Annotated in this window: 24 protein-coding genes; 11 read left to right on the top strand and 13 right to left on the bottom strand. The window is 61.3% G+C overall.

Going from position 1 to position 22,047, the window contains the following annotated elements; genetic code table 11:
- Window positions 1-1,258 precede the first annotated feature (1,258 nt).
- Entirely contained in the window at window positions 1,259-1,915 is a 657-nt protein-coding gene (locus BM403_RS27185; RefSeq protein WP_012723004.1) for a thiopurine S-methyltransferase, read from the bottom strand.
- A 103-nt stretch (window positions 1,916-2,018) separates the two neighbouring features.
- Between BM403_RS27185 and BM403_RS27180 the strand changes: the two genes are divergently transcribed.
- On the top strand, window positions 2,019-2,786 hold the full coding sequence (locus BM403_RS27180) for a DODA-type extradiol aromatic ring-opening family dioxygenase (RefSeq protein WP_012723003.1): 768 nt from the start codon (window positions 2,019-2,021) through the stop codon (window positions 2,784-2,786).
- A 124-nt stretch (window positions 2,787-2,910) separates the two neighbouring features.
- On the opposite strand, the gene BM403_RS27175 is transcribed toward BM403_RS27180, so the two are convergent.
- Window positions 2,911-4,584: a DEAD/DEAH box helicase gene (locus tag BM403_RS27175; RefSeq protein ID WP_003233351.1), complete on the bottom strand. Its 1,674-nt coding sequence runs from the start codon at window positions 4,582-4,584 to the stop codon at window positions 2,911-2,913.
- Window positions 4,585-5,007: 423 nt separating this feature from the next.
- Here BM403_RS27175 and BM403_RS27170 point away from each other — a divergent pair, with 423 nt between their 5' ends.
- Window positions 5,008-5,799 carry a crotonase/enoyl-CoA hydratase family protein gene (locus BM403_RS27170; protein ID WP_012723002.1) on the top strand — a complete coding sequence of 264 codons (792 nt, stop codon included), beginning with the start codon at window positions 5,008-5,010 and terminating at the stop codon, window positions 5,797-5,799.
- Window positions 5,800-5,902: 103 nt separating this feature from the next.
- Here BM403_RS27170 and BM403_RS27165 read toward each other — a convergent pair whose 3' ends face one another.
- Entirely contained in the window at window positions 5,903-6,658 is a 756-nt protein-coding gene (locus BM403_RS27165; RefSeq protein ID WP_012723001.1) for a spermidine synthase, read from the bottom strand.
- A 124-nt stretch (window positions 6,659-6,782) separates the two neighbouring features.
- Here BM403_RS27165 and BM403_RS27160 point away from each other — a divergent pair, with 124 nt between their 5' ends.
- Complete coding sequence (locus tag BM403_RS27160) at window positions 6,783-8,129, top strand: class II 3-deoxy-7-phosphoheptulonate synthase (RefSeq protein ID WP_012723000.1); 1,347 nt, start codon at window positions 6,783-6,785, stop codon at window positions 8,127-8,129.
- Between the two features lie 118 nt (window positions 8,130-8,247).
- On the opposite strand, the gene BM403_RS27155 is transcribed toward BM403_RS27160, so the two are convergent.
- On the bottom strand, window positions 8,248-9,477 hold the full coding sequence (locus tag BM403_RS27155) for a winged helix-turn-helix domain-containing protein (RefSeq protein WP_093546073.1): 1,230 nt from the start codon (window positions 9,475-9,477) through the stop codon (window positions 8,248-8,250).
- A 45-nt stretch (window positions 9,478-9,522) separates the two neighbouring features.
- Window positions 9,523-9,729, bottom strand: a complete 207-nt coding sequence (locus tag BM403_RS27150) for a DUF1127 domain-containing protein (protein ID WP_043205011.1) — start codon at window positions 9,727-9,729, stop codon at window positions 9,523-9,525.
- Window positions 9,730-9,799: 70 nt separating this feature from the next.
- Between BM403_RS27150 and BM403_RS27145 the strand changes: the two genes are divergently transcribed.
- Complete coding sequence (locus tag BM403_RS27145) at window positions 9,800-10,681, top strand: LysR family transcriptional regulator (RefSeq protein ID WP_093546067.1); 882 nt, start codon at window positions 9,800-9,802, stop codon at window positions 10,679-10,681.
- Here BM403_RS27145 and BM403_RS27140 read toward each other — a convergent pair.
- Window positions 10,671-11,420, bottom strand: coding sequence for a sulfite exporter TauE/SafE family protein (locus BM403_RS27140; protein WP_012722996.1), 750 nt, complete (start codon window positions 11,418-11,420; stop codon window positions 10,671-10,673). The two genes, BM403_RS27145 and BM403_RS27140, sit on opposite strands and share 11 nt — an antisense overlap.
- Window positions 11,421-11,529: 109 nt before the next feature.
- Here BM403_RS27140 and BM403_RS27135 point away from each other — a divergent pair, with 109 nt between their 5' ends.
- From BM403_RS27135 to BM403_RS27120, 4 genes are all read left to right on the top strand, one after another.
- Entirely contained in the window at window positions 11,530-12,480 is a 951-nt protein-coding gene (locus BM403_RS27135) for a LysR family transcriptional regulator (RefSeq protein ID WP_049709297.1), read from the top strand.
- A 79-nt stretch (window positions 12,481-12,559) separates the two neighbouring features.
- Window positions 12,560-13,012, top strand: coding sequence for a MarR family winged helix-turn-helix transcriptional regulator (locus tag BM403_RS27130; RefSeq protein WP_093546064.1), 453 nt, complete (start codon window positions 12,560-12,562; stop codon window positions 13,010-13,012).
- Between the two features lie 234 nt (window positions 13,013-13,246).
- Window positions 13,247-13,666, top strand: coding sequence for an organic hydroperoxide resistance protein (locus BM403_RS27125; RefSeq protein WP_093546061.1), 420 nt, complete (start codon window positions 13,247-13,249; stop codon window positions 13,664-13,666).
- 28 nt (window positions 13,667-13,694) lie between these two features.
- On the top strand, window positions 13,695-14,711 hold the full coding sequence (locus BM403_RS27120; protein WP_093546058.1) for an alpha/beta hydrolase fold domain-containing protein: 1,017 nt from the start codon (window positions 13,695-13,697) through the stop codon (window positions 14,709-14,711).
- Window positions 14,712-14,775: 64 nt separating this feature from the next.
- On the opposite strand, the gene BM403_RS27115 is transcribed toward BM403_RS27120, so the two are convergent.
- Window positions 14,776-15,348: an elongation factor P gene (locus BM403_RS27115; RefSeq protein ID WP_003172723.1), complete on the bottom strand. Its 573-nt coding sequence runs from the start codon at window positions 15,346-15,348 to the stop codon at window positions 14,776-14,778.
- 49 nt (window positions 15,349-15,397) lie between these two features.
- Entirely contained in the window at window positions 15,398-16,531 is a 1,134-nt protein-coding gene (gene earP / locus BM403_RS27110; protein ID WP_093546055.1) for an elongation factor P maturation arginine rhamnosyltransferase EarP, read from the bottom strand.
- A 132-nt stretch (window positions 16,532-16,663) separates the two neighbouring features.
- Here earP and BM403_RS27105 point away from each other — a divergent pair, with 132 nt between their 5' ends.
- Both BM403_RS27105 and BM403_RS27100 read left to right on the top strand, forming a co-directional pair.
- Window positions 16,664-17,032: a hypothetical protein gene (locus BM403_RS27105; protein WP_043205008.1), complete on the top strand. Its 369-nt coding sequence runs from the start codon at window positions 16,664-16,666 to the stop codon at window positions 17,030-17,032.
- Between the two features lie 5 nt (window positions 17,033-17,037).
- Entirely contained in the window at window positions 17,038-17,520 is a 483-nt protein-coding gene (locus tag BM403_RS27100; protein ID WP_012722989.1) for a GreA/GreB family elongation factor, read from the top strand.
- A 51-nt stretch (window positions 17,521-17,571) separates the two neighbouring features.
- Here BM403_RS27100 and cysB read toward each other — a convergent pair whose 3' ends face one another.
- The 5 genes from cysB to BM403_RS27075 form a co-directional block, all read right to left on the bottom strand.
- Window positions 17,572-18,546, bottom strand: a complete 975-nt coding sequence (cysB, locus tag BM403_RS27095) for an HTH-type transcriptional regulator CysB (RefSeq protein WP_010211864.1) — start codon at window positions 18,544-18,546, stop codon at window positions 17,572-17,574.
- 103 nt (window positions 18,547-18,649) lie between these two features.
- Window positions 18,650-19,150 (bottom strand): universal stress protein, encoded by a 501-nt coding sequence (locus BM403_RS27090; RefSeq protein ID WP_093546052.1) that lies wholly within the window; start codon window positions 19,148-19,150, stop codon window positions 18,650-18,652.
- A gap of 70 nt (window positions 19,151-19,220) precedes the next feature.
- Entirely contained in the window at window positions 19,221-20,126 is a 906-nt protein-coding gene (locus BM403_RS27085) for a 5'-nucleotidase (RefSeq protein ID WP_012722986.1), read from the bottom strand.
- A 15-nt stretch (window positions 20,127-20,141) separates the two neighbouring features.
- Window positions 20,142-21,104, bottom strand: a complete 963-nt coding sequence (locus BM403_RS27080) for a putative 2-dehydropantoate 2-reductase (protein ID WP_012722985.1) — start codon at window positions 21,102-21,104, stop codon at window positions 20,142-20,144.
- Entirely contained in the window at window positions 21,101-21,487 is a 387-nt protein-coding gene (locus BM403_RS27075; RefSeq protein ID WP_012722984.1) for a YbbN family protein, read from the bottom strand. The genes BM403_RS27080 and BM403_RS27075 overlap by 4 nt, the downstream gene beginning before the upstream one ends.
- On the opposite strand from BM403_RS27075, the gene BM403_RS27070 reads away from it, so the two are divergent.
- Entirely contained in the window at window positions 21,486-21,920 is a 435-nt protein-coding gene (locus BM403_RS27070; RefSeq protein ID WP_012722983.1) for a PilZ domain-containing protein, read from the top strand. The two genes, BM403_RS27075 and BM403_RS27070, sit on opposite strands and share 2 nt — an antisense overlap.
- Window positions 21,921-22,047 lie beyond the last annotated feature (127 nt).

Below are 22,047 nucleotides of genomic sequence, written 5' to 3'. Positions count from 1 at the left end.
AGGTGACACAAGGAGGGGCGATCTGATCGCCCCTTTTTTGTGGGCGCTCGCAATGGCCATAGGTATCCACACAATTTTGCAGCAACCAACACTAACCACGATGCGAAGCGAGCCGCTCTTGATCCTGATCTTGATCTTGATCTCGCTTTTGATCTCAGGCGCCCCGTCAAACACGCTGGCCGGAATTCGACAGGGATTTGGGGGGTAAACCGGCAGGGATGCCGGTTTAGCCGCCCCGCGCCATGGATGGCGCGGGGCGGCGGCCCCCCAAATACCTGTCGGATTACGGGCACACCGAGCGTGAGCGAGGTGCCGAGTGTTGGGGCAAAGCGTTTTGGGTTACTTTTGGCGCTCTTCCAAAAGTGACCCGCTGTAAAAGCGGAACCCACAGTGGCCGTTACCCAAATAACGGATATGTACCTGGTCTGATCCAACATCCTGGTCGTCTGCTAGCCCGCCACGGGAGCAAGCTCCCTCGCCACAGGTCCAGCGCCATACCCAGAGTGGTGTAGATACCGAGGCCCCGATGGCGCTGAATCAGTCACCTGATGAATCGACTGACACACCGCTATCGGGGGCAAGCCCCCTCCCACATTTGGATCGCGGCCTAACCGTTAGATGGTGGTCGGCTGTCAGGCAGCCGGCGGGAGCAAGCTCCCTCGCCACAGGTTCAGCGCCATACCCAGAGTGCTGTAGATACCGAGGCCCCAATGGCGCTGAATCAGTCACCTGATGAATCGACTGACACACCGCTATCGGGGGCAAGCCCCCTCCCACATTTGGATCGCGGCCTAACCGTTAGATGGTGGTCGGCTGTCAGGCCGCCAGCGGGAGCAAGCTCCCTCGCCACAGGTTCAGCGCCATACCCAGAGTGCTGTAGATACCAAGGCCCCGATGGCGCTGAATCAGTCACCTGATGAATCGACTGACACACCGCTATCGGGGGCAAGCCCCCTCCCACATTTGGATCGCGGCCTAACCGTTAGATGGTGGTCGGCTGTCAGGCAGCCGGCGGGAGCAAGCTCCCTCGCCACAGGTCCAGCGCCATAGCCAGAATTGTGTAGATACCGATGCCCGATAGCGCTGAATCAGACACCTGATGAATCGACTGACACACCGCTATCGGGGGCAAGCCCCCTCCCACATTTGGATCGCGGCCTAACAGTTAGATGGTGGTCGGCTGCCAGGCAGCCGGCGGGAGCAAGCGCCCTCGCCACAGGTTCAGCGCCGTCCCAGCGCCGCGCACGAACTGCCCCGGTCAACGCATAACCAGCCGATAGACACGCTCATCAAGCCGCGTAACCCCATCCTGCACAAACTTCCAACTCTCGCCCAGGATGTCTCGCGCCTCCAACACCTCCAAGGTCCATTTCAAACCAAACAGCACCGCTACTTCGTCATCCGTCACCGCAAACGGCGGCCCGGCCTTTTGGGTCTGGTCATAATCAAGGGTGACCAACAGCCCCTGACACCCTGGGCGCAGCAAAGTGTTCAGATGTTCGGCGTATTGCGCACGCATCAGCGGCGGCAAGGCGATCAATGCAGCGCGATCATATAGCGCGGTGCAGTCGGCCAGATCCTCGGCGCCCAGGGCGAAGAAATCGCCGCACCACACCTCAAGCAAATCCGCCTGGTAGACCGTGAAGGCACCGCGCCGGGTGATGTGTGGCGTCAGGCTCTGCTCGCTGAAAAACGTTTCGACGGCCTGCTCCGACAGTTCCACGCCCATGACGCGCAACCCATGACTGGCCAGCCACATCAGGTCCAGGCTTTTGCCACACAGCGGCACAAGCACTTTGGCGTCATCGGCCAGGGACAGATGCGACCAATGCCGCAGCAGGTACGGATTGACCTCGGGCAAGTGAAAGCCGATCTGATTGCGCGCCCAGCGCTCTTGCCAAAATTTAGGCTCCATGGATCCCCCCGGAAATTCGATCAAAAGGCACTAAAACTTATATTAGATTTAGATCAATGATCTGATTGAAGATGGGCCCATGTTAACGCTCAGGACCCCACTTATGCTCCCCAGCCTGTTTATCTCGCACGGTTCGCCCATGCTTGCCCTGCAACCCGGCGCCAGCGGCCCGGCATTGCAGCGTCTGGCTGCCGAGCTGCCACGGCCCAAGGCGATCGTGGTGGTGTCGGCACACTGGGAGAGCCATGAACTGCTGGTCAGCGGCAGCCCCGCGCCCGAAACCTGGCATGACTTCGGCGGCTTCCCTCGCGAACTGTTTGCGGTGCAGTACCCGGCGCCGGGCGATCCGCAACTGGCCAGCGAGATTGTCCAACTGCTGCACACCGATGGCCTGAATGCACGCATAGACGAGCGCCGCCCGTTTGACCACGGCACCTGGGTGCCACTGTCGCTGATGTACCCGGCGGCTGACATTCCGGTGGTGCAGGTGTCCCTGCCCAGCCGTATGGGCCCTGCCCTGCAGACACGCGTCGGGCATGCCTTGAGCAGTCTGCGTGAGCAAGGCGTGTTGTTGATCGGCTCGGGCAGCATCACCCATAACCTGGGCGAACTGGACTGGCACGCGGGGGCCGAAAGCATTGAGCCGTGGGCACGGGACTTCCGTGACTGGGTGGTGGATAAGCTGGCCGCCAATGATGAGGCTGCATTGCATGACTATCGCCGACAGGCGCCCCATGCGGTGCGCAGTCATCCCAGCGATGAGCACCTGCTGCCGCTGTATTTTGCGCGGGGCGCCGGTGGCGATTTCAGCGTGGCGCACCAGGGCTTCACGCTGGGCGCGCTGGGGATGGACATCTACCGTTTCGGCTGATGGAAATCGAACTGTGGGGCTTGCTCCCACCGTTGACCGAGTGCTGATCCAGAAATGCCAGGCAAAAAAAATCCCCGAACCAGTCGGGGATTTTTTATGTTCGATCAATCAGCCCAAGGGCGGATCAATCTTCGCGGTAGCGACGCAGCTTCAGCTGCTTACCGGCAACGCGGGTGTCTTTCAGCTTGGTCAGCAGTTTTTCCAGACCGTCTTCCGGCAGCTCCACCAGGGAGAAGCTGTCACGCACCTGGATGCGACCGATGGCTTCACGTGCCAGGCCACCCTCGTTGAGGATAGCGCCCAGCAGGTTCTTGGCAGCGATGCCATCACGCGCGCCCAGCGCGGTACGGCAGCGAGCACGGCCTTCAGCCAGTGGCACCGGAGCGCGACGCTCACGGTCACCGCGGTCTGGACGGTCACCGGTACGCTCTGGACGATCACCGCGTGGCGCGTTGTTCGGAACCAGTGGACGTTCTTTCTCGATGGCTGCCAGGGTCAGGGCCTGACCGTTGGTGGCTTTGCGCAGCAGAGCTGCAGCCAGGGCACGCGGGGTGCAACCGATATCGGCGGTCAGGCGGTCCAGCAGGTCGCCGTGGGTCGATTCAGCGTCAGCCACCAGTGGCGCCAGGCTGTTGGTCAGTTTCTTGATGCGCGCATCCAGGACTGCCTGGGCATCCGGCAGGCGGACTTCGGCAACTTTCTGGCCGGTTACACGCTCGATCACTTGCAGCATGCGGCGCTCACGTGGAGTCACCAGCAGCAGTGCACGGCCTTCGCGACCGGCACGGCCGGTACGGCCGATACGGTGAACGTAGGACTCTGGGTCGTACGGCATGTCAACGTTGAACACGTGGGTGATACGTGGAACGTCGAGACCACGGGCGGCAACGTCGGTCGCCACAACGATGTCCAGACGGCCATCCTTGAGGGAGTCGATCACGCGCTCACGTTGGTTCTGTGCGATGTCACCGTTCAGCGCAGCGGCTTTATAGCCTTTCGCTTCCAGGGCACTGGCCAGGTCCAGGGTCGCTTGCTTGGTACGCACGAACATGATCAGGGCGTCGAAGTCTTCGACTTCCAGCAGGCTCAATACAGCCGAGGTCTTCTGGTCAGCGTGAACCAACAGGTGAGCCTGTTCGATCGCGGTAACGGTCTGAGTCTTGGTCTGGATCTTCACGTGTTGCGGATCGCGCAGGTGGCGTTCGGCAATGGCACGGATCGACTGTGGCAGGGTGGCCGAGAACAGTACGGTCTGACGGGTCGGTGGCAGTGCCTTGAAGATGACTTCCAGGTCATCCATGAAGCCCAGCTTCAACATTTCGTCAGCTTCGTCGAGAACCAGGTGGTTCACGGTCGACAAGACTTTCTCGTCACGACGCAGGTGGTCGCACAGACGGCCCGGGGTGGCGACAACGATCTGTGCGCCGTTACGGATAGCTTTGAGTTGTGGGCCCATAGGCGCGCCGCCGTAAACGGCCACAACGGTTACGCCTGGCATTTGCTTGGCGTAGGTTTCAAAAGCGGTTGCTACTTGCAGCGCCAACTCACGGGTTGGCGCCAGGATCAGGGCCTGCGGTTCGCGCTTGGCAGGATCGATGCAATGCAGGATAGGCAGGGCGAACGCGGCGGTTTTACCGGTACCGGTTTGCGCCTGGCCAATCATGTCCTGGCCGGCCATGATGATCGGGATCGATTGCTGCTGAATCGCCGAAGGTTCTTCGTAGCCGGTCGCGATGACGGCAGCGAGAATGTTCGGGTTAAGATTAAAAGCGGCGAAGCCGCCGGTTTCCTGGGTCATGGGTCTGCCTCTAAGTGCATCCGCAAAGACCCATGCTCCAAAGCTGCGCATGCCGTGTTGAGACTCAAGAGTCGCCCTGGCTGCTTTGTCGGCGGGGATTTGCGAAAACGAATGAATGAAAAAGATTCGTCAAGGGAGAGTCCGCTGTGCGGACGTGCAGCCGAAGCTGACTTCGGGGAATTGCGCTACCTAAACGCGGCCCGGTTAAAGGCCGGCGCGCACTATACCGGAAATAGCTGAAAAAGGGAGCTTTTTTTATCGCAAAGCACTGATAAACCGAGCTGCGTCACAGCCTTTGCAGAGAACACCGGCAGGGTCTATTTTTCAAAGGCCCGGCCCTGCTGGTCATAACGCTTAAACGGTTCACCCGACCTTTCAGGCCCTTTGGTCTGAAACCCTTCCCCGCGCCCGAGGGCACCCCCGATGAATCCAGCCAGCAGCAGCCGCGTCAGCCGAGAACTCCAGGGCCATGTCCTGTTGCTGGGCCTGGACCGGGTGGCCAAACGCAACGCTTTCGACTTGGACCTGCTCAATGAGCTGAGCCTGGCGTATGGCGAATTTGATCGAAATGACGACGCGCGGGTGGCGGTGGTGTTTGCCCATGGTGATCACTTCACGGCCGGGCTGGACCTGGCCAATGTCAGCGGCGTGATGGCCGGTGGCTGGCAACCGCCGCTGGGTGGGTGTGATCCCTGGGGCGTGTTTGCCGGGCCGCGCGTGAGCAAACCGGTAATCGTCGCGGCCCAAGGCTACTGCCTGACGATCGGTATCGAGTTGATGCTGGCGGCGGATATCAATCTTTGCGCAAGCAACACGCGCTTTGCGCAGATGGAAGTTCAGCGTGGCATCTTTCCGTTCGGCGGCGCGACGTTGCGCTTTCATCAGGTCGCCGGCTGGGGCAACGCGATGCGCTGGCTGCTCACCGGCGATGAGTTCGACGCCCATGACGCGCTGCGCCTGGGTTTGGTGCAGGAAGTGATGGCCAGCGAAGACCTGCTGCCGCGCGCCGTCGAATTGGCCCACCGCATCGCCCGTCAGGCGCCACTGGGTGTGCAGGCCACGTTGATGTCGGCCCGGTTGGCGCGCATGGAAGGTGAAACCGTGGCGGCAGCCGCGTTGCCGCCGATGGTGGATAAACTGCTCAACAGCGAGGATGCCAAGGAAGGCGTGCGGGCGATGGTCGAGAAGCGGCCGGGGGTGTTCAAGGGCATTTGAGTTCAGGCAGTGATGGCCTCATCGGGGGCAAGCCCCCTCCCACATTCGACCGCATTCCAAACTGTGGGAGGGGGCTTGCCCCCGATGGCGTCGGTGCAGACAACTAAGTTGCCGGCCGAATCGCCTTGATCAACGGCTGCAACGAGTACCCCAACCGCGGCGCCAACGCTTCGGCACGGTCCGAGAGCGCCCCCCTGTCCAGTTCTTGGTCCAGCTCGGACGGCACCAACAGAATCACATTGCCCTCCTTCACCGGCAGTTCCCAATAATGGCGGTGGTACAAGCCACGCAACAACGCTGCGCCCAGCGGCTTGCCATCGTCGGTCGCCCACTGGTTGATCACCAGCCAGCCGCCGGGGTTGAGTTTCTTCTGGCAGTTCTCCAGGAACGTCCACGCCAGGTGCCCGACGCCGGGGCCGACATCGGTATAAAGGTCGACGAAAATCAGGTCGGCCGATTCGGCGCTGTCGAGTAACTCCAGCGCGTCGCCGACGCGGATGTACAAACGCGGGTCATCATCCAGCCCCAGATACTCGATGGCCAGGCGCGGCACATCGGGGCGCAGTTCGATGGCTTCCACATCGTCCAGCGGCAGGAACTTCAGGCACGCCTGGGTCAGCGTGCCGGCGCCCAGGCCAAGGAACAGCGCGCTTTCCGGCTGCTCATGGCACAGCGCACCAATCAGCATCGCGCGGGTGTAGTCGTACTCCAGCCAGCTTGGGTCGGCAGTGAACACGCAGCTTTGCTCGATGGCGTCGCCAAACTCGAGAAAACGGTAATCGGCCACTTCGAGCACACGGATCATGCCGAAATCATCATGGACTTCAGCCAGCAGGCGCTCGACACGCTCCTCGGTCATCACTACTCCTAACGGGTTTGCTACACGGCAAAGGCGCGATTGTCGGCGAACCGGCGGCAACAGGTCACGCACTAATTGCTGATAACATTGGCACCCGACCGTCAACCACCCAATCGAGTTCATGATGAGCCAACCCTGGAGCCCCGACAGCTGGCGCGCCCTGCCAATCCAGCAACAACCCCAGTACCCGGACGCTGCGCACTTGCTGCACGTGGAGCAAAGCCTGGCCAGCTACCCGCCGCTGGTGTTCGCCGGGGAAGCCCGCGAGTTGCGCCGCCAGTTTGCCGAGGTCACCCAGGGTCGCGCGTTCCTGTTGCAAGGGGGTGACTGCGCCGAGAGTTTTGCCGAGTTCTCCGCCGCAAAAATCCGCGACACCTTCAAGGTGCTGCTGCAGATGGCCATTGTGATGACCTTCGCGGCCGGTTGCCCGGTGGTCAAAGTGGGACGCATGGCCGGCCAGTTCGCCAAGCCGCGTTCGGCCAACGATGAAACCATCGACGGCATCACCCTGCCCGCCTACCGTGGCGACATCGTCAACGGTATCGGCTTCGACGAAAAAAGCCGTGTGCCGGACCCGGACCGCCTATTGCAGTCCTACCACCAGTCCACCGCCACCCTGAACCTGCTGCGCGCCTTTGCCCAGGGTGGCTTCGCCGACCTGCACCAGGTGCACAAGTGGAACCTGGACTTCATCGCCAACTCCGCGCTGGCCGAAAAGTACAGCCAACTGGCCGACCGCATTGACGAAACCCTGGCGTTCATGCGCGCCTGCGGCATGGACAGTTCGCCGCAACTGCGCGAAACCAGCTTCTTCACCGCCCACGAAGCGCTGCTGCTCAACTACGAGCAAGCCTTCGTGCGCCGTGACAGCCTGACCAACGACTACTACGACTGCTCGGCCCACATGCTGTGGATCGGCGACCGCACACGCCAACTGGACGGTGCCCACGTCGAGTTCCTGCGTGGGGTGAACAACCCGATCGGGGTCAAGGTCGGCCCGAGCATGAACCCGGATGACCTGATCCGGCTGATCGACATCCTCAACCCGGACAACGACCCCGGCCGCCTGAACCTGATCGCACGCATGGGCGCAGGCAAGGTCGGCGACCACCTGCCCAACCTGATTCGCGCGGTGCAGCGCGAGGGTAAGCAAGTGCTGTGGAGCTCGGACCCGATGCACGGCAACACCATCAAGGCCAGCAGCGGCTACAAGACCCGCGACTTTGCGCAGATCCTGGGCGAGGTGAAGGAGTTCTTCCAGGTGCACCAGGCCGAAGGCAGCTATGCCGGCGGGATTCACATCGAGATGACCGGGCAGAACGTCACCGAATGCATCGGCGGCGCGCGGCCGATCACCGAGGACGGTTTGTCGGACCGCTATCACACCCACTGCGACCCACGGATGAATGCCGATCAGTCGCTGGAATTGGCGTTTTTGATTGCCGAGACGTTGAAACAGGTGAAGCGCTGAGATTTTTAGTTGCCTTCAGGGCCTCATCGGGGGCAAGCCCCCTCCCACACGTGAATGTATTCACAGATCAAAATGTGGGAGGGACGGTGCGACGATTCGACTTGCCCCCGATGAGGCCTTAAAGACCAACATCCATGCTGATCATTGCCGCCCGCAACCGGTCGGCACTCGGCCTTTGGCAATTGAGCTGCACCTGTTCCAGCCCCAGCCAGTCGGCCATTTGCCGAAGGTTCTGCGCCAGCGCCAACATGCCCTCCTCATCCAACCCCGGCTCTTCCTCATGCACCGCATGCACGGCCAGGCGCCCACTGGCGCGTTCGGCGCGTAAATCAATGCGTGCGGCGATCCGTTCATTGTGCAGAAACGGCAGCACGTAGTAGCCGTACACCCGCTTGTCTTGCGGGGTGTAGATCTCCAGGCGGTAACGGAAATCGAACAAACGCTCGGTACGCGCACGCTCCCACACCAGCGAATCGAACGGCGACAGCAAGGCGCTGGCCGACACCTTGCGCGGCACTTTGGGCTCGGGCAGGCAGTAAGCCGGTTGTTTCCAGCCTTGTACCTGGCACACCTGCAGCTGGCCATCCTCGACCAATTCGGCCAGGCGATTGCGGCTGTCGGCGGGGTCGAGACGGAAGTAATCGCGCAAGTCCTTCTCGGTCCCCACGCCCAGCGCAGTCGCACTGTGCAACAGCAAGCCGCGCAGGGCCTCAGCTTCAGTGACCGTGGTTTGCAGGATATCGCCGGGAATGACCCGCTCCGGCAAATCATAGAGCCGCTCAAACCCACGGCGACCGGCCACCGTGACCAAGCCTGCGGCAAACAGCCATTCCAGCGCATGTTTCTCGTCGCTCCAGTCCCACCACGGGCCGGCGCGTTCCTCTCGGGTCGACAAGCTGCCCGCCCCCAATGCGCCCTGCTCCTCGACGGTCTGCAACACACGCTGAATCGTGGCCTGCTGCTCACGCCCGAAGCGCGCCATTTGCGAATAAATGCCCTGGCCCTGCTTGGCCCGCTCCATGCGCCAGCGCATCAGCGGGTACAGCGCCATCGGCAACAGCGACGCCTCATGCCCCCAGTATTCGAACAGCGAGCGCCGCCGCCCCTGGCTCCAAGCGGCTTGTTCAAGTATCAGCGGGGAGTAGTTGCCCAGACGGGAAAACAGCGGCAAGTAATGGGAGCGCACCACGGCATTGACCGAATCAATCTGCAAGACGCCCAGGCGCTCGATCATGCGGTTGAGGTGCGCAGCCTTGATCAGTGCAGGCGCCTGGCGCCCGGAAAAACCCTGGGCCGCCAGCGCCATGCGTCGAGCTTGCTTGAGTGAAAACGACAGGTCGGCGGGCATGGGGTTCTCCGTGGGGGCGCGCCGACCACCCTACTGCATCCGCGATCATTTGCGCAGCGGGTCTTGCCAGAAATGCAGGTGGCGGTCCTGCTCGACGTCGCCGCGATTGAGGCCGATGTCCTTGAGTGCATCATCGCTCAAGTTCGCCAGCACCTGGCGCTCCTCATGCAGCGCCTGCCAACGAGCCACCTTCTGAAAAAGCCCGGAAAACGGACGCTTCGCCATCAATACAAACCCTCGTTGACCTTTCATCTTCTCGCCCTCCAGTGGGGATGGCGCAAGTGTGTGCCTGGGCTTAAGATCAATCCAACGAATGTTTCTTATGCAATACATCTCGGAGATTGATCAATTGTCCGGCTACCCGAGCATCGACACTGAAGTGCTGCGCACCTTCGTCGCCATCGCCGACCAGGGCGGTTTTACCCGCGCCGGCGAACTGGTCAACCGTACGCAGTCGGCGGTGAGTATGCAGATGAAGCGCCTGGAAGAAGACGTGTTGCAGCGCAAGCTGTTCGAGCGCGACGGTCGCCAGGTGCGGCTGACGCCCGAAGGCCAGGTATTACTGGGGTACGCGCGGCGCATCCTGAAACTGCACAGCGAAGTGTTCAACACCCTGCGCGAACCGCACATGGTGGGGCTGGTGCGTATCGGTACGCCGGATGACTACGTGATGCGTTTCCTGCCGGGGATTCTCAAACGGTTTTCCAAGGCGTATCCACTCATCCAGATCGAGATGCACTGCGAGGCGTCGACGGTGCTGATGCAACGTCGCGACCTGGCCCTGACGGTCATCAGCCGCGAGCCCGGCAATGAAGTCGGCGAGCTGTTGCGTACCGAACGCATGGTGTGGGTGGCCGCCCCGTGCTTCTGCGTGGACGAGCACGACGCGCTGCCACTGGCGATTTCCGGGGTCGACAGTTTCTGCACCCAGTGGACCCGGGCAGCGCTGGACGCCGCCGGGCGCGATTACCGGCTGGCCTACCACAGCTCTAACGTGGCGGCGATTCAGGCCGTGGTGAGCGCCGGACTGGCCGTGATGGTCAGCATGGAAAGCCTGGTGACGGAAGACCTGCGCGTACTCGGCAGCGAAGAAGGTTTTCCGCCGCTGCCGTCGATGAATCTGCGCTTGCTATGCAACCCGGCAATGACCTCCCCCATCACCGAATGCTTGGCGGAGTACATCCTCGAAGGCTTCAGACTTTAAAGGTCAGCATCACTGCGCACACCACCAGGAAGCCGCAGAACAGACCGCGCAATATGCGCTCCGGCAGTGCATGGGCGACCTTCACGCCCCAACTGATACTGAGCAACCCGCCGACGGCCAACGGTACGCCGATCATCCAGTCCACTTCCTGGTGCCAGGCGTAAGTCACCAGTGTCACGCCGGTGCTGGGCAATGCCAACGCCAGGGACAAGCCTTGGGCAACCACCTGGGTGGTGCCGAACAGACTGGTCAGCACTGGCGTGGCGACCACCGCACCGCCCACACCGAACAAACCGCCCATGGAGCCGGAGGCGGCACCCAGCACCCCAAGCCATGGCCAGGAGTAACGCATCTGCGCGGTCGGCGGCGCGTTGCGGGTGAACATGCGCAGCAGGTTGTAGGCTGAAAGTGTCAGCAGGAAAGCGATAAAGCCAATGCGCATGGCCCCCGCGTCCAGGCCCACCGCCCAGATCGAACCCAGCCAGGCAAAGGTGAACCCCATGACGCCCAAGGGCAGCGCATGGCGCAGCTCAATGCGGTTGCGTTGGTGATAGCGCCACAGCGCCAGCATCACGTTGGGCACCACCATCACCAGCGCTGTGCCTTGGGCCAACTGCTGATCCAGGCCGAACAGCACGCCCAGCACCGGGATTGCTATCAGCCCGCCGCCAATACCAAACAGACCGCCCACCGTGCCGAGCGCCGCGCCCAACACCAGGTACATCACTAAATCCACCACCGTTTGTTACTCCGCAATCCCAAGCCTTGCATGCTACGCAGTCGGCTCTAGCGTGGAAACGCACAGCAACGCACAATGGCTGTGCCAATCTCGCATAAGCGGCTTTTCGATGAACCCCAATACCCTCACCGATCAACTGGGCCTGTTCCTTGATGTACTGGAGACCGGCAGCTTTTCCGCCGCCGCGCGCCGCCATCCGCTGACACCCTCGGCCGTAGCGCGGCGTATCGACAGCCTGGAAAGCTCGGTGGGCAGCCGCCTGTTCCAGCGCAGCACCCACGCGGTGGTGCCGACCCCGGCAGGCTTGGCGTTTGCCGAACGGGCGCGGCGGATTGTCAGCGAGTTGCAGCTGGCGCGGGCTGAGGCGGTGTCCCTGAGCCATGCGCCGGAGGGCCTGATTCGGGTGGACGCGCCCGCAGCGTTTGGGCGGCGGCACCTGGCGCCGGTGATTGCGGACTTCCTCAACGTGTACCCAGGCCTGGATGTGCACTTGCATTTGATCGACAGCTTTGTGGACATGCAGGGCGCGCACCTGGGCAAGGTGGACCTGGTGTTGCGCGCCGGGCATATCGTCGACACCCGGTTGATCGCCACGCCCTTGGCCAGCATCGTGCGCATCGCCTGTGCCAGTCCGGCGTATCTGAAAAGCCGTGGCACGCCACTTCATCCTCGGGAGCTGAGCGAGCACGACGGGCTCGACTGGGACGGGTTGGCGCCGATGTTCGCTTGGCGCTTCGAACTGGACGGGCGCCGCGCGACTTATCGCCCGCAACGCATCCGCATGAGCGCCAATAACGCCGAAGCCTTGCTGTCCGGCGCTCTGGCCGGGCTGGGTATCGCCCACCTGCCGACGTGGCTGGCCAGTGAGTACCTGGTGCGTGGCGAACTGCTACCGCTGTTTTGCGAAAACGGCCTGCCCAGTCCGGAGACCACCGGGATCTATGCGCTGCGCCTGGAACAACAACCCAATGCGCGCAGCCGGCTGTTGCTGGAATACCTGAAAACCCGTTTCAGCCCGGTGCCGCCCTGGGACCTGGCACTGCAAAGTGGCTTGGTCTGAGCGCTCGAACAGAATTATCTGGCGCATTAAAGATTTGCCCGCTAGATTCCAGCGTAGACACGCTTTTCGAGGTACCACCATGAGCAAAAACCCTGATCCCTGCGAATCACTGATGCTGGACAACCAGCTGTGTTTTGCCCTGCACTCCACTTCGCTGCTGATGACCAAGGTCTACAAGCCACTGCTGCAAGCCCTTGGCCTCACCTACCCGCAATACCTGGCCATGATGGTGCTGTGGGAAGAGGATGGGCTGACCGTCGGTGAAATCAGCAGCCGCCTGCTGACCGATCCGGGCTCGCTCACCCCCCTGCTCAAGCGCCTGGAAGCTGAAGGCCTGCTCAGCCGTACCCGCAGTCGCGAAGATGAACGGGTGGTCGTCGTAGAGTTGACCGACGCCGGCCGGGCCCTGCAGGACAAGGCCATGGGCATTCCGCAGTGCATACTTGGCGCCAGCGGCCTGGAGCTGGAGCAACTGCGCAAGCTGCAAGCTGATTTGATTGCACTGCGCAGCAATCTGCAGAACGCAATTTAGAACAGCAAAACCATGCAATGTGGGAGGGGGCTTGCCCCCTATAGCGGAATGTCTGTCGACAGCGATGTTGACTGAGCGACCGTCATCGGGGGCAAGCCCCCTCCCACATTAGTTTCTGATGCACGAAAATATTTTATAAATTTATCTTGCGCACTAAACATTAGCGCTATACATTCACCTCACCAACTACTTAGCGCGCAAATGTTTTGCGCTGCACACAAAGAGGAAAACACTATGCAAACACTCTATACCGCAGTCGCTACCGCCACCGGCGGCCGTGACGGTCGTGCTGTTTCCAGCGACAACATCCTCGATGTCAAACTCTCCACCCCCAAAGAACTGGGTGGTGCCGGTGGCCAGGCCACCAACCCTGAACAACTGTTCGCTGCCGGCTACTCGGCGTGCTTTATCGGCGCCCTGAAATTTGTCGCCAGCCAGACCAAACGCAAAATCCCGGATGACGCCTCGATCACTGCCCACGTCGGCATTGGCCAGATCACCGGTGGTTTCGGTCTGGATATCGACCTGCACATCAGCCTGCCGGGCCTGGCCCAGGACGACGCGCAAAGCCTGGTCGACGCCGCTCACCACGTCTGCCCGTACTCCAACGCCACCCGTGGCAACGTCGATGTACGCCTGCACGTCACCGTCTAAATGACCTTGGCCGCCCCTGGAGAAGAACATGAACACCATTGGTAAAGCGCTCGCCGGCACCCTGCTCGCCCTGTCCATCACCCACGCCTTTGCTGCGACCGGTGAGGTCGAGCACACCACCCAGGCGTTCCTGGATGTGTTGAACGCAGGCACCGGCAAACCGATCGAACAGCTGACGCCCAAGGACGCTCGTGCCGTACTGACCGGCGCCCAGGCCGGCGTGAAGCTGACCTTGCCCAAGGCGGATGTGAGCCAGAAGACCATTCAGGTCGATGGCAAGCCGCTGGACCTGACCATCGTGCGTCCGGCCGGGGTCAAGGGCACATTGCCTGTGTTCATGTTTTTCCACGGCGGCGGCTGGGTGCTCGGGGACTACCCGACCCATGAACGCCTGGTACGGGATTTGGTGGTGGGTTCGGGGGCGGTGGCGGTGTTCGTCAACTACACGCCTTCGCCGGAAGCGCATTATCCGGTGGCGATCAACCAGGCCTACGGCGCGACAAAATGGGTGGCCGAGCACGGCCAAGAGATCAACGTCGACGGCAAGCGCCTGGCGGTTGCAGGCAACAGTGTCGGCGGCAACATGGCGGCGGTGGTCAGCCTGATGGCCAAGGACAAGGGCACGCCGGCGATCAAGTTCCAACTGCTGCTGTGGCCGGTGACTGACGCCAACTTCGACACCGCGTCCTACAACCAATACGCCGAAGGGCACTTCCTCACCCGTAACATGATGAAGTGGTTCTGGGACAACTACACCACCGACGCCAAGCAACGCGCCGAGCTCTACGCCTCGCCGCTGCGGGCCACCCCTGACCAGCTCAAGGGCTTGCCGCCCGCGCTGATTCAGACGGCGGGAGCCGACGTGCTGCGCGATGAAGGCGAAGCCTATGCACGCAAGCTCGACCAGGCCGGTGTACCGGTGACCGCTGTGCGCTACAACGGCATGATCCACGACTACGGTTTGCTCAACGTCGTCAGCCAGGTGCCGGCCGTACGTTCAGCCCTGCTCCTGGCCTCGGACGAGCTGAAGCAACACTTGAAGTAAAAGGTAACGCCCACAAAAAAGCCCGACTCAAGGTCGGGCTTTTTTCGTATCGGCAGGGCCAGAATTACTTCTTGGCGCGACCTTTGTACGAGCCACCTTCGCGGGTGTCGATCTCGATCAGGTCGTCGATTTCGATGAAATCGGCGACTTGCAGTTCGGTACCGTTGCTCAGCTTGGCAGGCTTCATCACCTTGCCCGAAGTGTCGCCGCGAGCGGAACCTTCGGTGTAGGCCACTTTACGCACGATGGTGGTCGGCAGCTCTACGGAAACCAGGCGCTCTTCGAAGAAAATAGCTTCGCAGACGTCTTCCATGCCTTCTTCGATGAACGGCAGAACGGCTTCGATATCTTCAGCGTTCAGCTCGTACATGGTGTAGTCGGTGGTGTCCATGAACGTGTAGGTGTCGCCGCTGATGAAGGACAGGGTCGCTTCTTTGCGGTCGAGGATCACGTCGTCCAGTTTGTCATCGGCGCTGTAGACGATCTCGGTCTTGTAACCGGTCAGCAGGTTCTTCAGCTTGGTCTTCATGATTGCGCTGTTACGACCAGACTTGGTGAACTCAGCTTTCTGAACCAGCCAAGGGTCGTTTTCGAGACGGATCACTGTACCGGGTTTCAGTTCTTTACCAGTTTTCATTGCATATATCCGAAATTTGGATGGGATTTACAAAATTCAAGGTGGCGTATCATATCCAACTTTCATAAAACTGCACCAGCGCCGTCGCAAGATCGGCCTGCAAGCCCTGTTCCAGACACCATGTTTCAGCGTGCAGGCTCACCTCCGGCCAGTGTTCCAGCAGCCTTTTCCACGCTTGGGCCATATCGGCCTCGGTGTTCCAGGCTTGCCAGAGCCCGATCAGCGCCGCCCTTGCGTCCGGTGATAAGTCGGCGGTGTACAGCTCGAGGAACGCGTCGAGCTTGTCGAGATGGATGTCTTCGTCCTGTCGATAGATGTGCCACAGCAGCGGCCGACCGGCCCATTGGGCGCGCACGAACGAGTCTTCGCCGCGCACGGCGTTGAAGTCGCAGCACCACAACAGCCGGTCATATTGCTCTTGGCGGACGAACGCAATCACCTGCACCGTCAGTGCTCCGCGCTGGTGGATATCCCCCGCTGCCAGCCGGTCCAGGCCCAGCCAGCGCTGCACATCGCTGAGAATGCGCCCCTCGGGAACCAACAGATGAGTGGCACGCCCGTCCGTCGATAACATCTCCAGCCAACTGGCCAGCCCAGCATTTTCGTAGGCAAACAGTGAGATCAGCCGCGCTCCGGCTGTAGGAGACACGCCCAAGGCTTGCAGGAAATGTTGCTGCGCGCTGGCATCCTGCTGAAACGCCTGACGCTGCTCCAGCAATCCCGCCTCGCGCAGCAGGCCACCGGTGCCAGGCCTGAACCCAGGGAAGAAGAAGAACTTCTGCACCCCCTTGAATTTCACCGACGGCAGCTTGTGGCAGCCCACCACCCATTCTTCGGCACTGAGGTAATCCAGGTTCATCCACAACGGCACGCGCTCGTGGGCCGACATGGCTTCCATGTACTCAGGTGGCAACTGGCAGGCAAACGCGGCGATCACCACATCCGCCGCGGGCGCCGCCACCCATTCGGCCGGCCAATGGCGCACTTGCACGCCTTCCTGCCATTGCAGGTCTTGCCGCACATCAATGTCCGGGCACATGCGTTCGAAGGCGCGCAGGTCGTCGACCCACAAGCACACATCACAGGCATGCTCCACCACCAATTGCCGGGCCAGGCGCCAGGTCACGCCGATGTCGCCGTAGTTGTCGACGACGCTGCAAAAAATATCCCAGCGGGCTCTCATTCCGGGCTCCAACGTTCAAAGGCTCGATTGTCCGCATAAATGCACGGATGCAGAAGGCTTGATCGCGATTATTCTGCACAGTGGCTGTGCGACAATCGCCGCCACGCCGCAAATGCCCGCCAGGAGGCAATCATGTCCGATCGTTCGTTGTCGCTGTTCAAGCTCAGTGTCTCTATCGCGTTCGGCGTATGGCTGGGGTTTATCGCCATCGTGCTGACCACTTGGCTGGCCTCGCGCTACCTGTTCCCGCAGAGCCTGGCGCCGGTGGCCCAGGCGGTGCAGCAATTGGGCAAGCCTGCGGTGGTGGCACCGGAACCGCCGAATCGTATGTTCGAGCAATACCAGCAGAACCTGCAGAAGCAGGAACAGCAACAAAGCCTGGACCAGGCGCGCAACAATGCGCGCAACCTGTCCAACCCCAAATGCCAGTTCTGGCTGCAACAGGACCAGAACGCGCCCAACGAAAAGACACGTGCCAATGTCCTGCAATTCTGTGATTGATGACCATGAATAAACACGCCGTCCACCAGCTGATCCTGGAAAAGCTCAGCGTCGATCTCGACATTGCCCAACGTGCCGCGCAGACCGCCTACGAAACCGCGACCCACGAAGAAAATATCGCCGAAAACAAGTACGACACCTTGGGTCTGGAGGCCTCTTACCTGGCGGCCGGGCAAGCCAAGCGTGTCGAGGAGATCAAGCAGGCGTTGACGCTGTGCCAGGCCATGGCACTGCGCCCCTACGATGATCAGCGGGGCATAGCGGTCGGCGCGCTACTGGGTCTGGAAGACGAGAATGGCCGCCAGCAATGGCTGTTCCTGGCGCCGGATGCGGCGGGCTTGAAAGTGGACGTGGTCGGGCAACCGGTGACCGTCATCACCCCGCGCTCACCGCTGGGCAAAAGCCTGCTGGGCAAGTTCGAAGGGGATGAGGTGGAGATTCTGGTAGCAGGCGCTCGGCAACATTTCACGGTTACCGAGGCTAAATAACCCTAGGGCCGGGCTTACTGTGGGGAGGGCGTTTGCGCCCTCCCCAGAGTGTCAGTGAACCGGTAGTTCTACGCCGTCGAACAGCGCTTCCAGCTCCTGCTTGTTGTGGCACTGGATCGCCTTGGCCATGACCTCACGGGTGAGGTGCGGCGCAAACTTCTCAATGAAATCGCACATGAAGCCACGCAGGAACGTGCCACGACGGAAGCCGATCTTGGTCACACTGGACTCGAACAGCTCGCTGGCATCGAGCACCACCAGGTCTTTGTCGAGTGCGGTGTCGACCGCCATCTTCGCGACGATCCCGACGCCCAGGCCCAGGCGCACGTAAGTCTTGATCACGTCGGCGTCGGCGGCGGTGAACACCACTTTCGGCGTCAGGCCGCGATGGCTGAAGGCTTCGTCGAGTTTGGAGCGGCCGGTGAAGCCGAACACGTAAGTCACGATCGGGTATTCAGCCAGGGCTTCCAGGGTCAGCTTCGGCAGCTTGGCCAGCGGGTGCCCCTGAGGCACGACGACGCAACGGTTCCAGCGGTAGCACGGCATCATCACCAGGTCACCGAACAGCTCCAGGGCTTCGGTGGCAATGGCGAAATCGACGGTGCCATCAGCGGCCATCTCGGCGATCTGCATCGGCGAACCCTGGTGCATGTGCAGGGCCACGTCAGGGTACTGCTTGATGAAATCGCGAATCACCGGCGGCAACGCATAACGCGCCTGGGTGTGAGTGGTGGCGATGGACAGCGTGCCCTTCTTCTCGTTGGAGAATTCCTGGGCGATCTGCTTGATGCTTTCGACTTTGCGCAGGATCTCGCCAGCGGTGGTGATGATGCGCTCACCGGCCGGCGTGACACGGGTGAGGTGCTTGCCGCTGCGCGCGAACACTTCGACGCCCAACTCGTCTTCGAGCAGGCGGATCTGCTTGCTGATACCGGGTTGCGAGGTGTAAAGGCTTTGAGCGGTAGCGGAAACGTTGAGGTCGTGGTGCGCCACTTCCCAGATGTAGCGCAGTTGTTGGAGCTTCATATGTGTCCCTCAAAGCAGATAGACGCCACGGGTATCAGCGACGGTATATAACTATATTAAAGGTTTGATGGATAAATCTAGAACTTTTTATCGTTTTCACCCATCAGACGTCATCACTGCGTCGACGTTGCAACGAAGGCACCAGGTAAACCGGCACCGTAGACAACTGCAGCACCCGTGCAGCGGTGCGCCCCAACGGAGTAGCCGCTGCGGTTGCATGGCTATGACTGCCTACGATCAACAGATCCACGGAAAGTTTACGCAGTTGGTCGAGTATCACCTCGCACGGGTCGCCCTGGATCACCCGTACCGAACGAATCAACTTCAGGTCCTGCTCCCCATCCCCCAACTCTTCGCGAAAACTGTCCAGCATCCGCTGTTCGATCGTCGCCATCACCGTGGTCAGCCCCTGGCTCTGCCATTCACTCAGGGCCTGCTCATCAAGGTAGCTCTGCAGCACCGATTCGGCGAACAGCCCGATGGGCTCGACCACATGAATCACATACAAGTCCGCCTTGAACGTCCGCGCCAACGCCAGCGCATGCTGCATCACATAAGGCGCATACAGGCCGAGGTCCGTGGCGTACAGCATCGAACGAATCATAGAACCTCCTGGGCTGCCAGGATGGCGGAGATGAACTGAGCTTAGCAGCGCCCGGACGACTTGGATTGAGTTACATCTTCACCTCATTACTGATGCCATGGGGTACATGCCCGGTGGCCACAAACTCCCTGGCTTTCTCGCAATGACCGGCCTGATCATCGAAAAACACGTCGGCGGCGAACGCTTCCAGGAACGCGGATTTTTCCAGGCCGCCGAGGAACAAGGACTCGTCCAGACGTATATCCCATTCACGCAAGGTGCGGATCACACGCTCGTGGGACGGCGCCGAGCGGGCGGTGACCAGCGCGGTGCGGATGGGGCACGCGTCATCTGGAAACTCGCGCTGCAACAAGTTGAGTGCCGCCAAAAAACCTTTGAACGGACCGCCGTGCAACGGCTGGCGTGCCGACTCCCGCTCATTGGCCTGGAACGCTTCCAGGCCGCCGGCCTGGTACACCCGCTCCGACTCATCGGAAAACAGCACGGCGTCACCGTCAAAGGCAATGCGCAATTCTTCGCTGGAAGCGCGGTTCGGGCCGCCGGACAAAATCGTCGCCGCCGCGAACCCGGCATCGAGGGCACTGCGTACATCTTCAGCATGGGTCGAAAGAAACAGATGGCAACCAAAGGCGGCCAAATAAGGATAAGGACTACGCCCTCCTACGAAAGCGGCGCGGGAAATATCCAGACCGTAATGCTGAATAGAGTTGAACACGCGCAGGCCGGTGTCAGCACTGTTGCGCGACACCAGTACCACTTCGACCCGGGCACGGCCAAGGCTGGCATTCAGGCTCAGCAGCTTTTTGACCAACGGGAAGGCGTCGCCGGGCTCAAGGAATTCTTCTTCGTGTTCGATCTGGTACTGGCGGTAAGCCTCGACGCCTTGCGCGAGGTAGACCTTGTGGCTGTCGCTCAGGTCGAACAGTGCCCGCGACGAAATCGCCAGCACCAGTTTGTCGCCCAATCCTTTTGCCATGGTGTGTCCCTCGACTCAGCGGTTGTGCCGATCAATAAAACTCAAGGCCTGGTAAAGCGCCTGCATCCGCGGCAGTTCGCAACCGGCGGCTTTGGCGGCGGCGAGTGGCCGGGCATAGATCGCCGCCAGTTCCAGCGGGCGTTTATGCACGTGGTCGTGGTACATGCTCGGCAGGTAGTCGGCCATGGTTTCGGTCATGGTGAACATCTGCTCGGCGTAGCTTTGGGGAATGTCATGGCCACAAGCGTGGGCGCCCTGCACCACTTCGGCCATCAGCGCCTGGATCAGCTCACGACTGGACTCGTCCGCCATCATGGCCGTGGTGCCGGTGCCCAATAACACGGAGAGGCCGTTGTAGGGCACGTTCCACACCAACTTGTGCCAACGGGCCTGATGCACATTGGCCATGGCCTGGGACTCGATGCCGGCCTGATGAAACAGCGCCGCACCGGCTTCGACAATCGCCTTTTGCCCGGCGTCATCATTGGCCGCCGAGCCACTGTGGTAACCCAGGTTGACCCGGCCCAACGCCTGATGCTCGACAACGCCGGGGGCAGAACGGTGCACGCCGATGTAGCACAGGCCTCCCAGCAGGTGCAGCGATGCCGGCAAGTGTTCACGCAGGCTGTCTTCGACATCGAGGCCGTTTTGCAGCAATACCACCTTGGCATCCGGGGCCGCCACCTGGGCGAGGGTCGGGGCCAGCTCGACGTTGCCGGTCGACTTGGTGCCCACCAGCAGCCAGTCGCACGGCGGCATATCGGCAGCACGGGCGTACGCCTGCACCGGGTGCAGGTGCAGGGTTCCATGCACCGTGCTGTTCACGTGCAGGCCGTGCTCGCTGACGGCCGTGTATTCACTGCGCAACAGGAAGTGCACATCGAAACCGGCGCGCGCCAGCATCAAGCCGTAGAAACCACCGATGGCGCCGGTGCCGATGATGCCGATCCGTGGCGATTGGGGTGTAGCTGCTGTCATGGCAAATCCTCAGGTGGACGGGTGAGTGCCTGTTTTACGGCATCGAAAACGTCGTCACGCGTAAGACGTGTCTGTATCTGCCCGAGGAATTGACCCTCGCACACCACGAACAACGCCGGCAAATGAAAGATCTGGTAGCGTTCGACCGCACCGCCGTTGTGCCCGGCGTCCACCCAGCACAGCCGGTCCACCGGCAGCGGCCAGCCCGGTAATTGCTGGCGCGCCCAACGGCAACTGGAACACCCATGGCTTGTGAACACGACGAGCGAAATACCTGGCAATCCCAGCAATTGCTGGTCAATATCCAGGTCGGTCAATTCCAGTTCCTTCACTATACTGCTGCCACTGCCGTCAATTGGACGGTGCTCGGAGTCCGTGTACATGGGTCGTTTTTTACCTCACCCTGATGATGTCGCTGTCGAGTTAATCCAACGCCCCTCTCCCGCTGTCCCCCGCCAACGCCTGCACACTATCGGCCTGGGCGGTGTCGCCTGCAATTGGCCGCGTGCCTGGCGCGAGGGCACGGCGGTTGACCTGCATATCCCGTCCTTGGGCCCCAGTGCGCGTTATCCGGGTTATGTGGCGTGGTGCCGCAAGGTGGAAACCGGCTACCGCGTCGGCATTTCGTTTACCGATGAACATGCCTTGTTCGGTGCACGCATGGGTGAGCAAGCATGCCGGATAGAGCGTTACTGCCGCCAGCACGAAGATGCCGAGCCGACACCCCAGCAACTCGAAACCCTGGCCCGCGAGTGGGTATCGCGTCATGCCAGCGAGTTCTCCCATGAGGCATTTGTGGCGCCAGCGCTGGATTAAAGCGGGCTTTGCCCATTGTCGCGGGCCCGTGTTACGCGCTAAGGTTCCTCCCCCCTGCATCCAAATCATGCTGTGCTCCGCCGCACGGGGATGGCTGGCGGCCGGCACCCGTGACCCTGACGAGTAA

Source organism: Pseudomonas sp. OV546 (assembly GCF_900116845.1).
In the GTDB taxonomy this organism is placed as follows: Bacteria; Pseudomonadota; Gammaproteobacteria; order Pseudomonadales; family Pseudomonadaceae; genus Aquipseudomonas; species Aquipseudomonas petroselini.
The sequence above is the reverse complement of the archived record's forward strand: the minus strand, read 5'-3'. Positions and strand labels throughout refer to the sequence as shown.

Coding starts and splice junctions, on each gene's coding strand:
- BM403_RS27185 (WP_012723004.1), bottom strand. CDS start 1,915: ATGGAGCCTAAATTTTGGCAAGAGCGCTGGGCGCGCAATCAGATCGGC.
- BM403_RS27180 (WP_012723003.1), top strand. CDS start 2,019: ATGCTCCCCAGCCTGTTTATCTCGCACGGTTCGCCCATGCTTGCCCTG.
- BM403_RS27175 (WP_003233351.1), bottom strand. CDS start 4,584: ATGACCCAGGAAACCGGCGGCTTCGCCGCTTTTAATCTTAACCCGAAC.
- BM403_RS27170 (WP_012723002.1), top strand. CDS start 5,008: ATGAATCCAGCCAGCAGCAGCCGCGTCAGCCGAGAACTCCAGGGCCAT.
- BM403_RS27165 (WP_012723001.1), bottom strand. CDS start 6,658: ATGACCGAGGAGCGTGTCGAGCGCCTGCTGGCTGAAGTCCATGATGAT.
- BM403_RS27160 (WP_012723000.1), top strand. CDS start 6,783: ATGAGCCAACCCTGGAGCCCCGACAGCTGGCGCGCCCTGCCAATCCAG.
- BM403_RS27155 (WP_093546073.1), bottom strand. CDS start 9,477: ATGCCCGCCGACCTGTCGTTTTCACTCAAGCAAGCTCGACGCATGGCG.
- BM403_RS27150 (WP_043205011.1), bottom strand. CDS start 9,729: ATGAAAGGTCAACGAGGGTTTGTATTGATGGCGAAGCGTCCGTTTTCC.
- BM403_RS27145 (WP_093546067.1), top strand. CDS start 9,800: ATGCAATACATCTCGGAGATTGATCAATTGTCCGGCTACCCGAGCATC.
- BM403_RS27135 (WP_049709297.1), top strand. CDS start 11,530: ATGAACCCCAATACCCTCACCGATCAACTGGGCCTGTTCCTTGATGTA.
- BM403_RS27130 (WP_093546064.1), top strand. CDS start 12,560: ATGAGCAAAAACCCTGATCCCTGCGAATCACTGATGCTGGACAACCAG.
- BM403_RS27125 (WP_093546061.1), top strand. CDS start 13,247: ATGCAAACACTCTATACCGCAGTCGCTACCGCCACCGGCGGCCGTGAC.
- BM403_RS27120 (WP_093546058.1), top strand. CDS start 13,695: ATGAACACCATTGGTAAAGCGCTCGCCGGCACCCTGCTCGCCCTGTCC.
- BM403_RS27115 (WP_003172723.1), bottom strand. CDS start 15,348: ATGAAAACTGGTAAAGAACTGAAACCCGGTACAGTGATCCGTCTCGAA.
- earP (WP_093546055.1), bottom strand. CDS start 16,531: ATGAGAGCCCGCTGGGATATTTTTTGCAGCGTCGTCGACAACTACGGC.
- BM403_RS27105 (WP_043205008.1), top strand. CDS start 16,664: ATGTCCGATCGTTCGTTGTCGCTGTTCAAGCTCAGTGTCTCTATCGCG.
- BM403_RS27100 (WP_012722989.1), top strand. CDS start 17,038: ATGAATAAACACGCCGTCCACCAGCTGATCCTGGAAAAGCTCAGCGTC.
- cysB (WP_010211864.1), bottom strand. CDS start 18,546: ATGAAGCTCCAACAACTGCGCTACATCTGGGAAGTGGCGCACCACGAC.
- BM403_RS27090 (WP_093546052.1), bottom strand. CDS start 19,150: ATGATTCGTTCGATGCTGTACGCCACGGACCTCGGCCTGTATGCGCCT.
- BM403_RS27085 (WP_012722986.1), bottom strand. CDS start 20,126: ATGGCAAAAGGATTGGGCGACAAACTGGTGCTGGCGATTTCGTCGCGG.
- BM403_RS27080 (WP_012722985.1), bottom strand. CDS start 21,104: ATGACAGCAGCTACACCCCAATCGCCACGGATCGGCATCATCGGCACC.
- BM403_RS27070 (WP_012722983.1), top strand. CDS start 21,486: ATGGGTCGTTTTTTACCTCACCCTGATGATGTCGCTGTCGAGTTAATC.
- BM403_RS27075 (WP_012722984.1), bottom strand. CDS start 21,487: ATGTACACGGACTCCGAGCACCGTCCAATTGACGGCAGTGGCAGCAGT.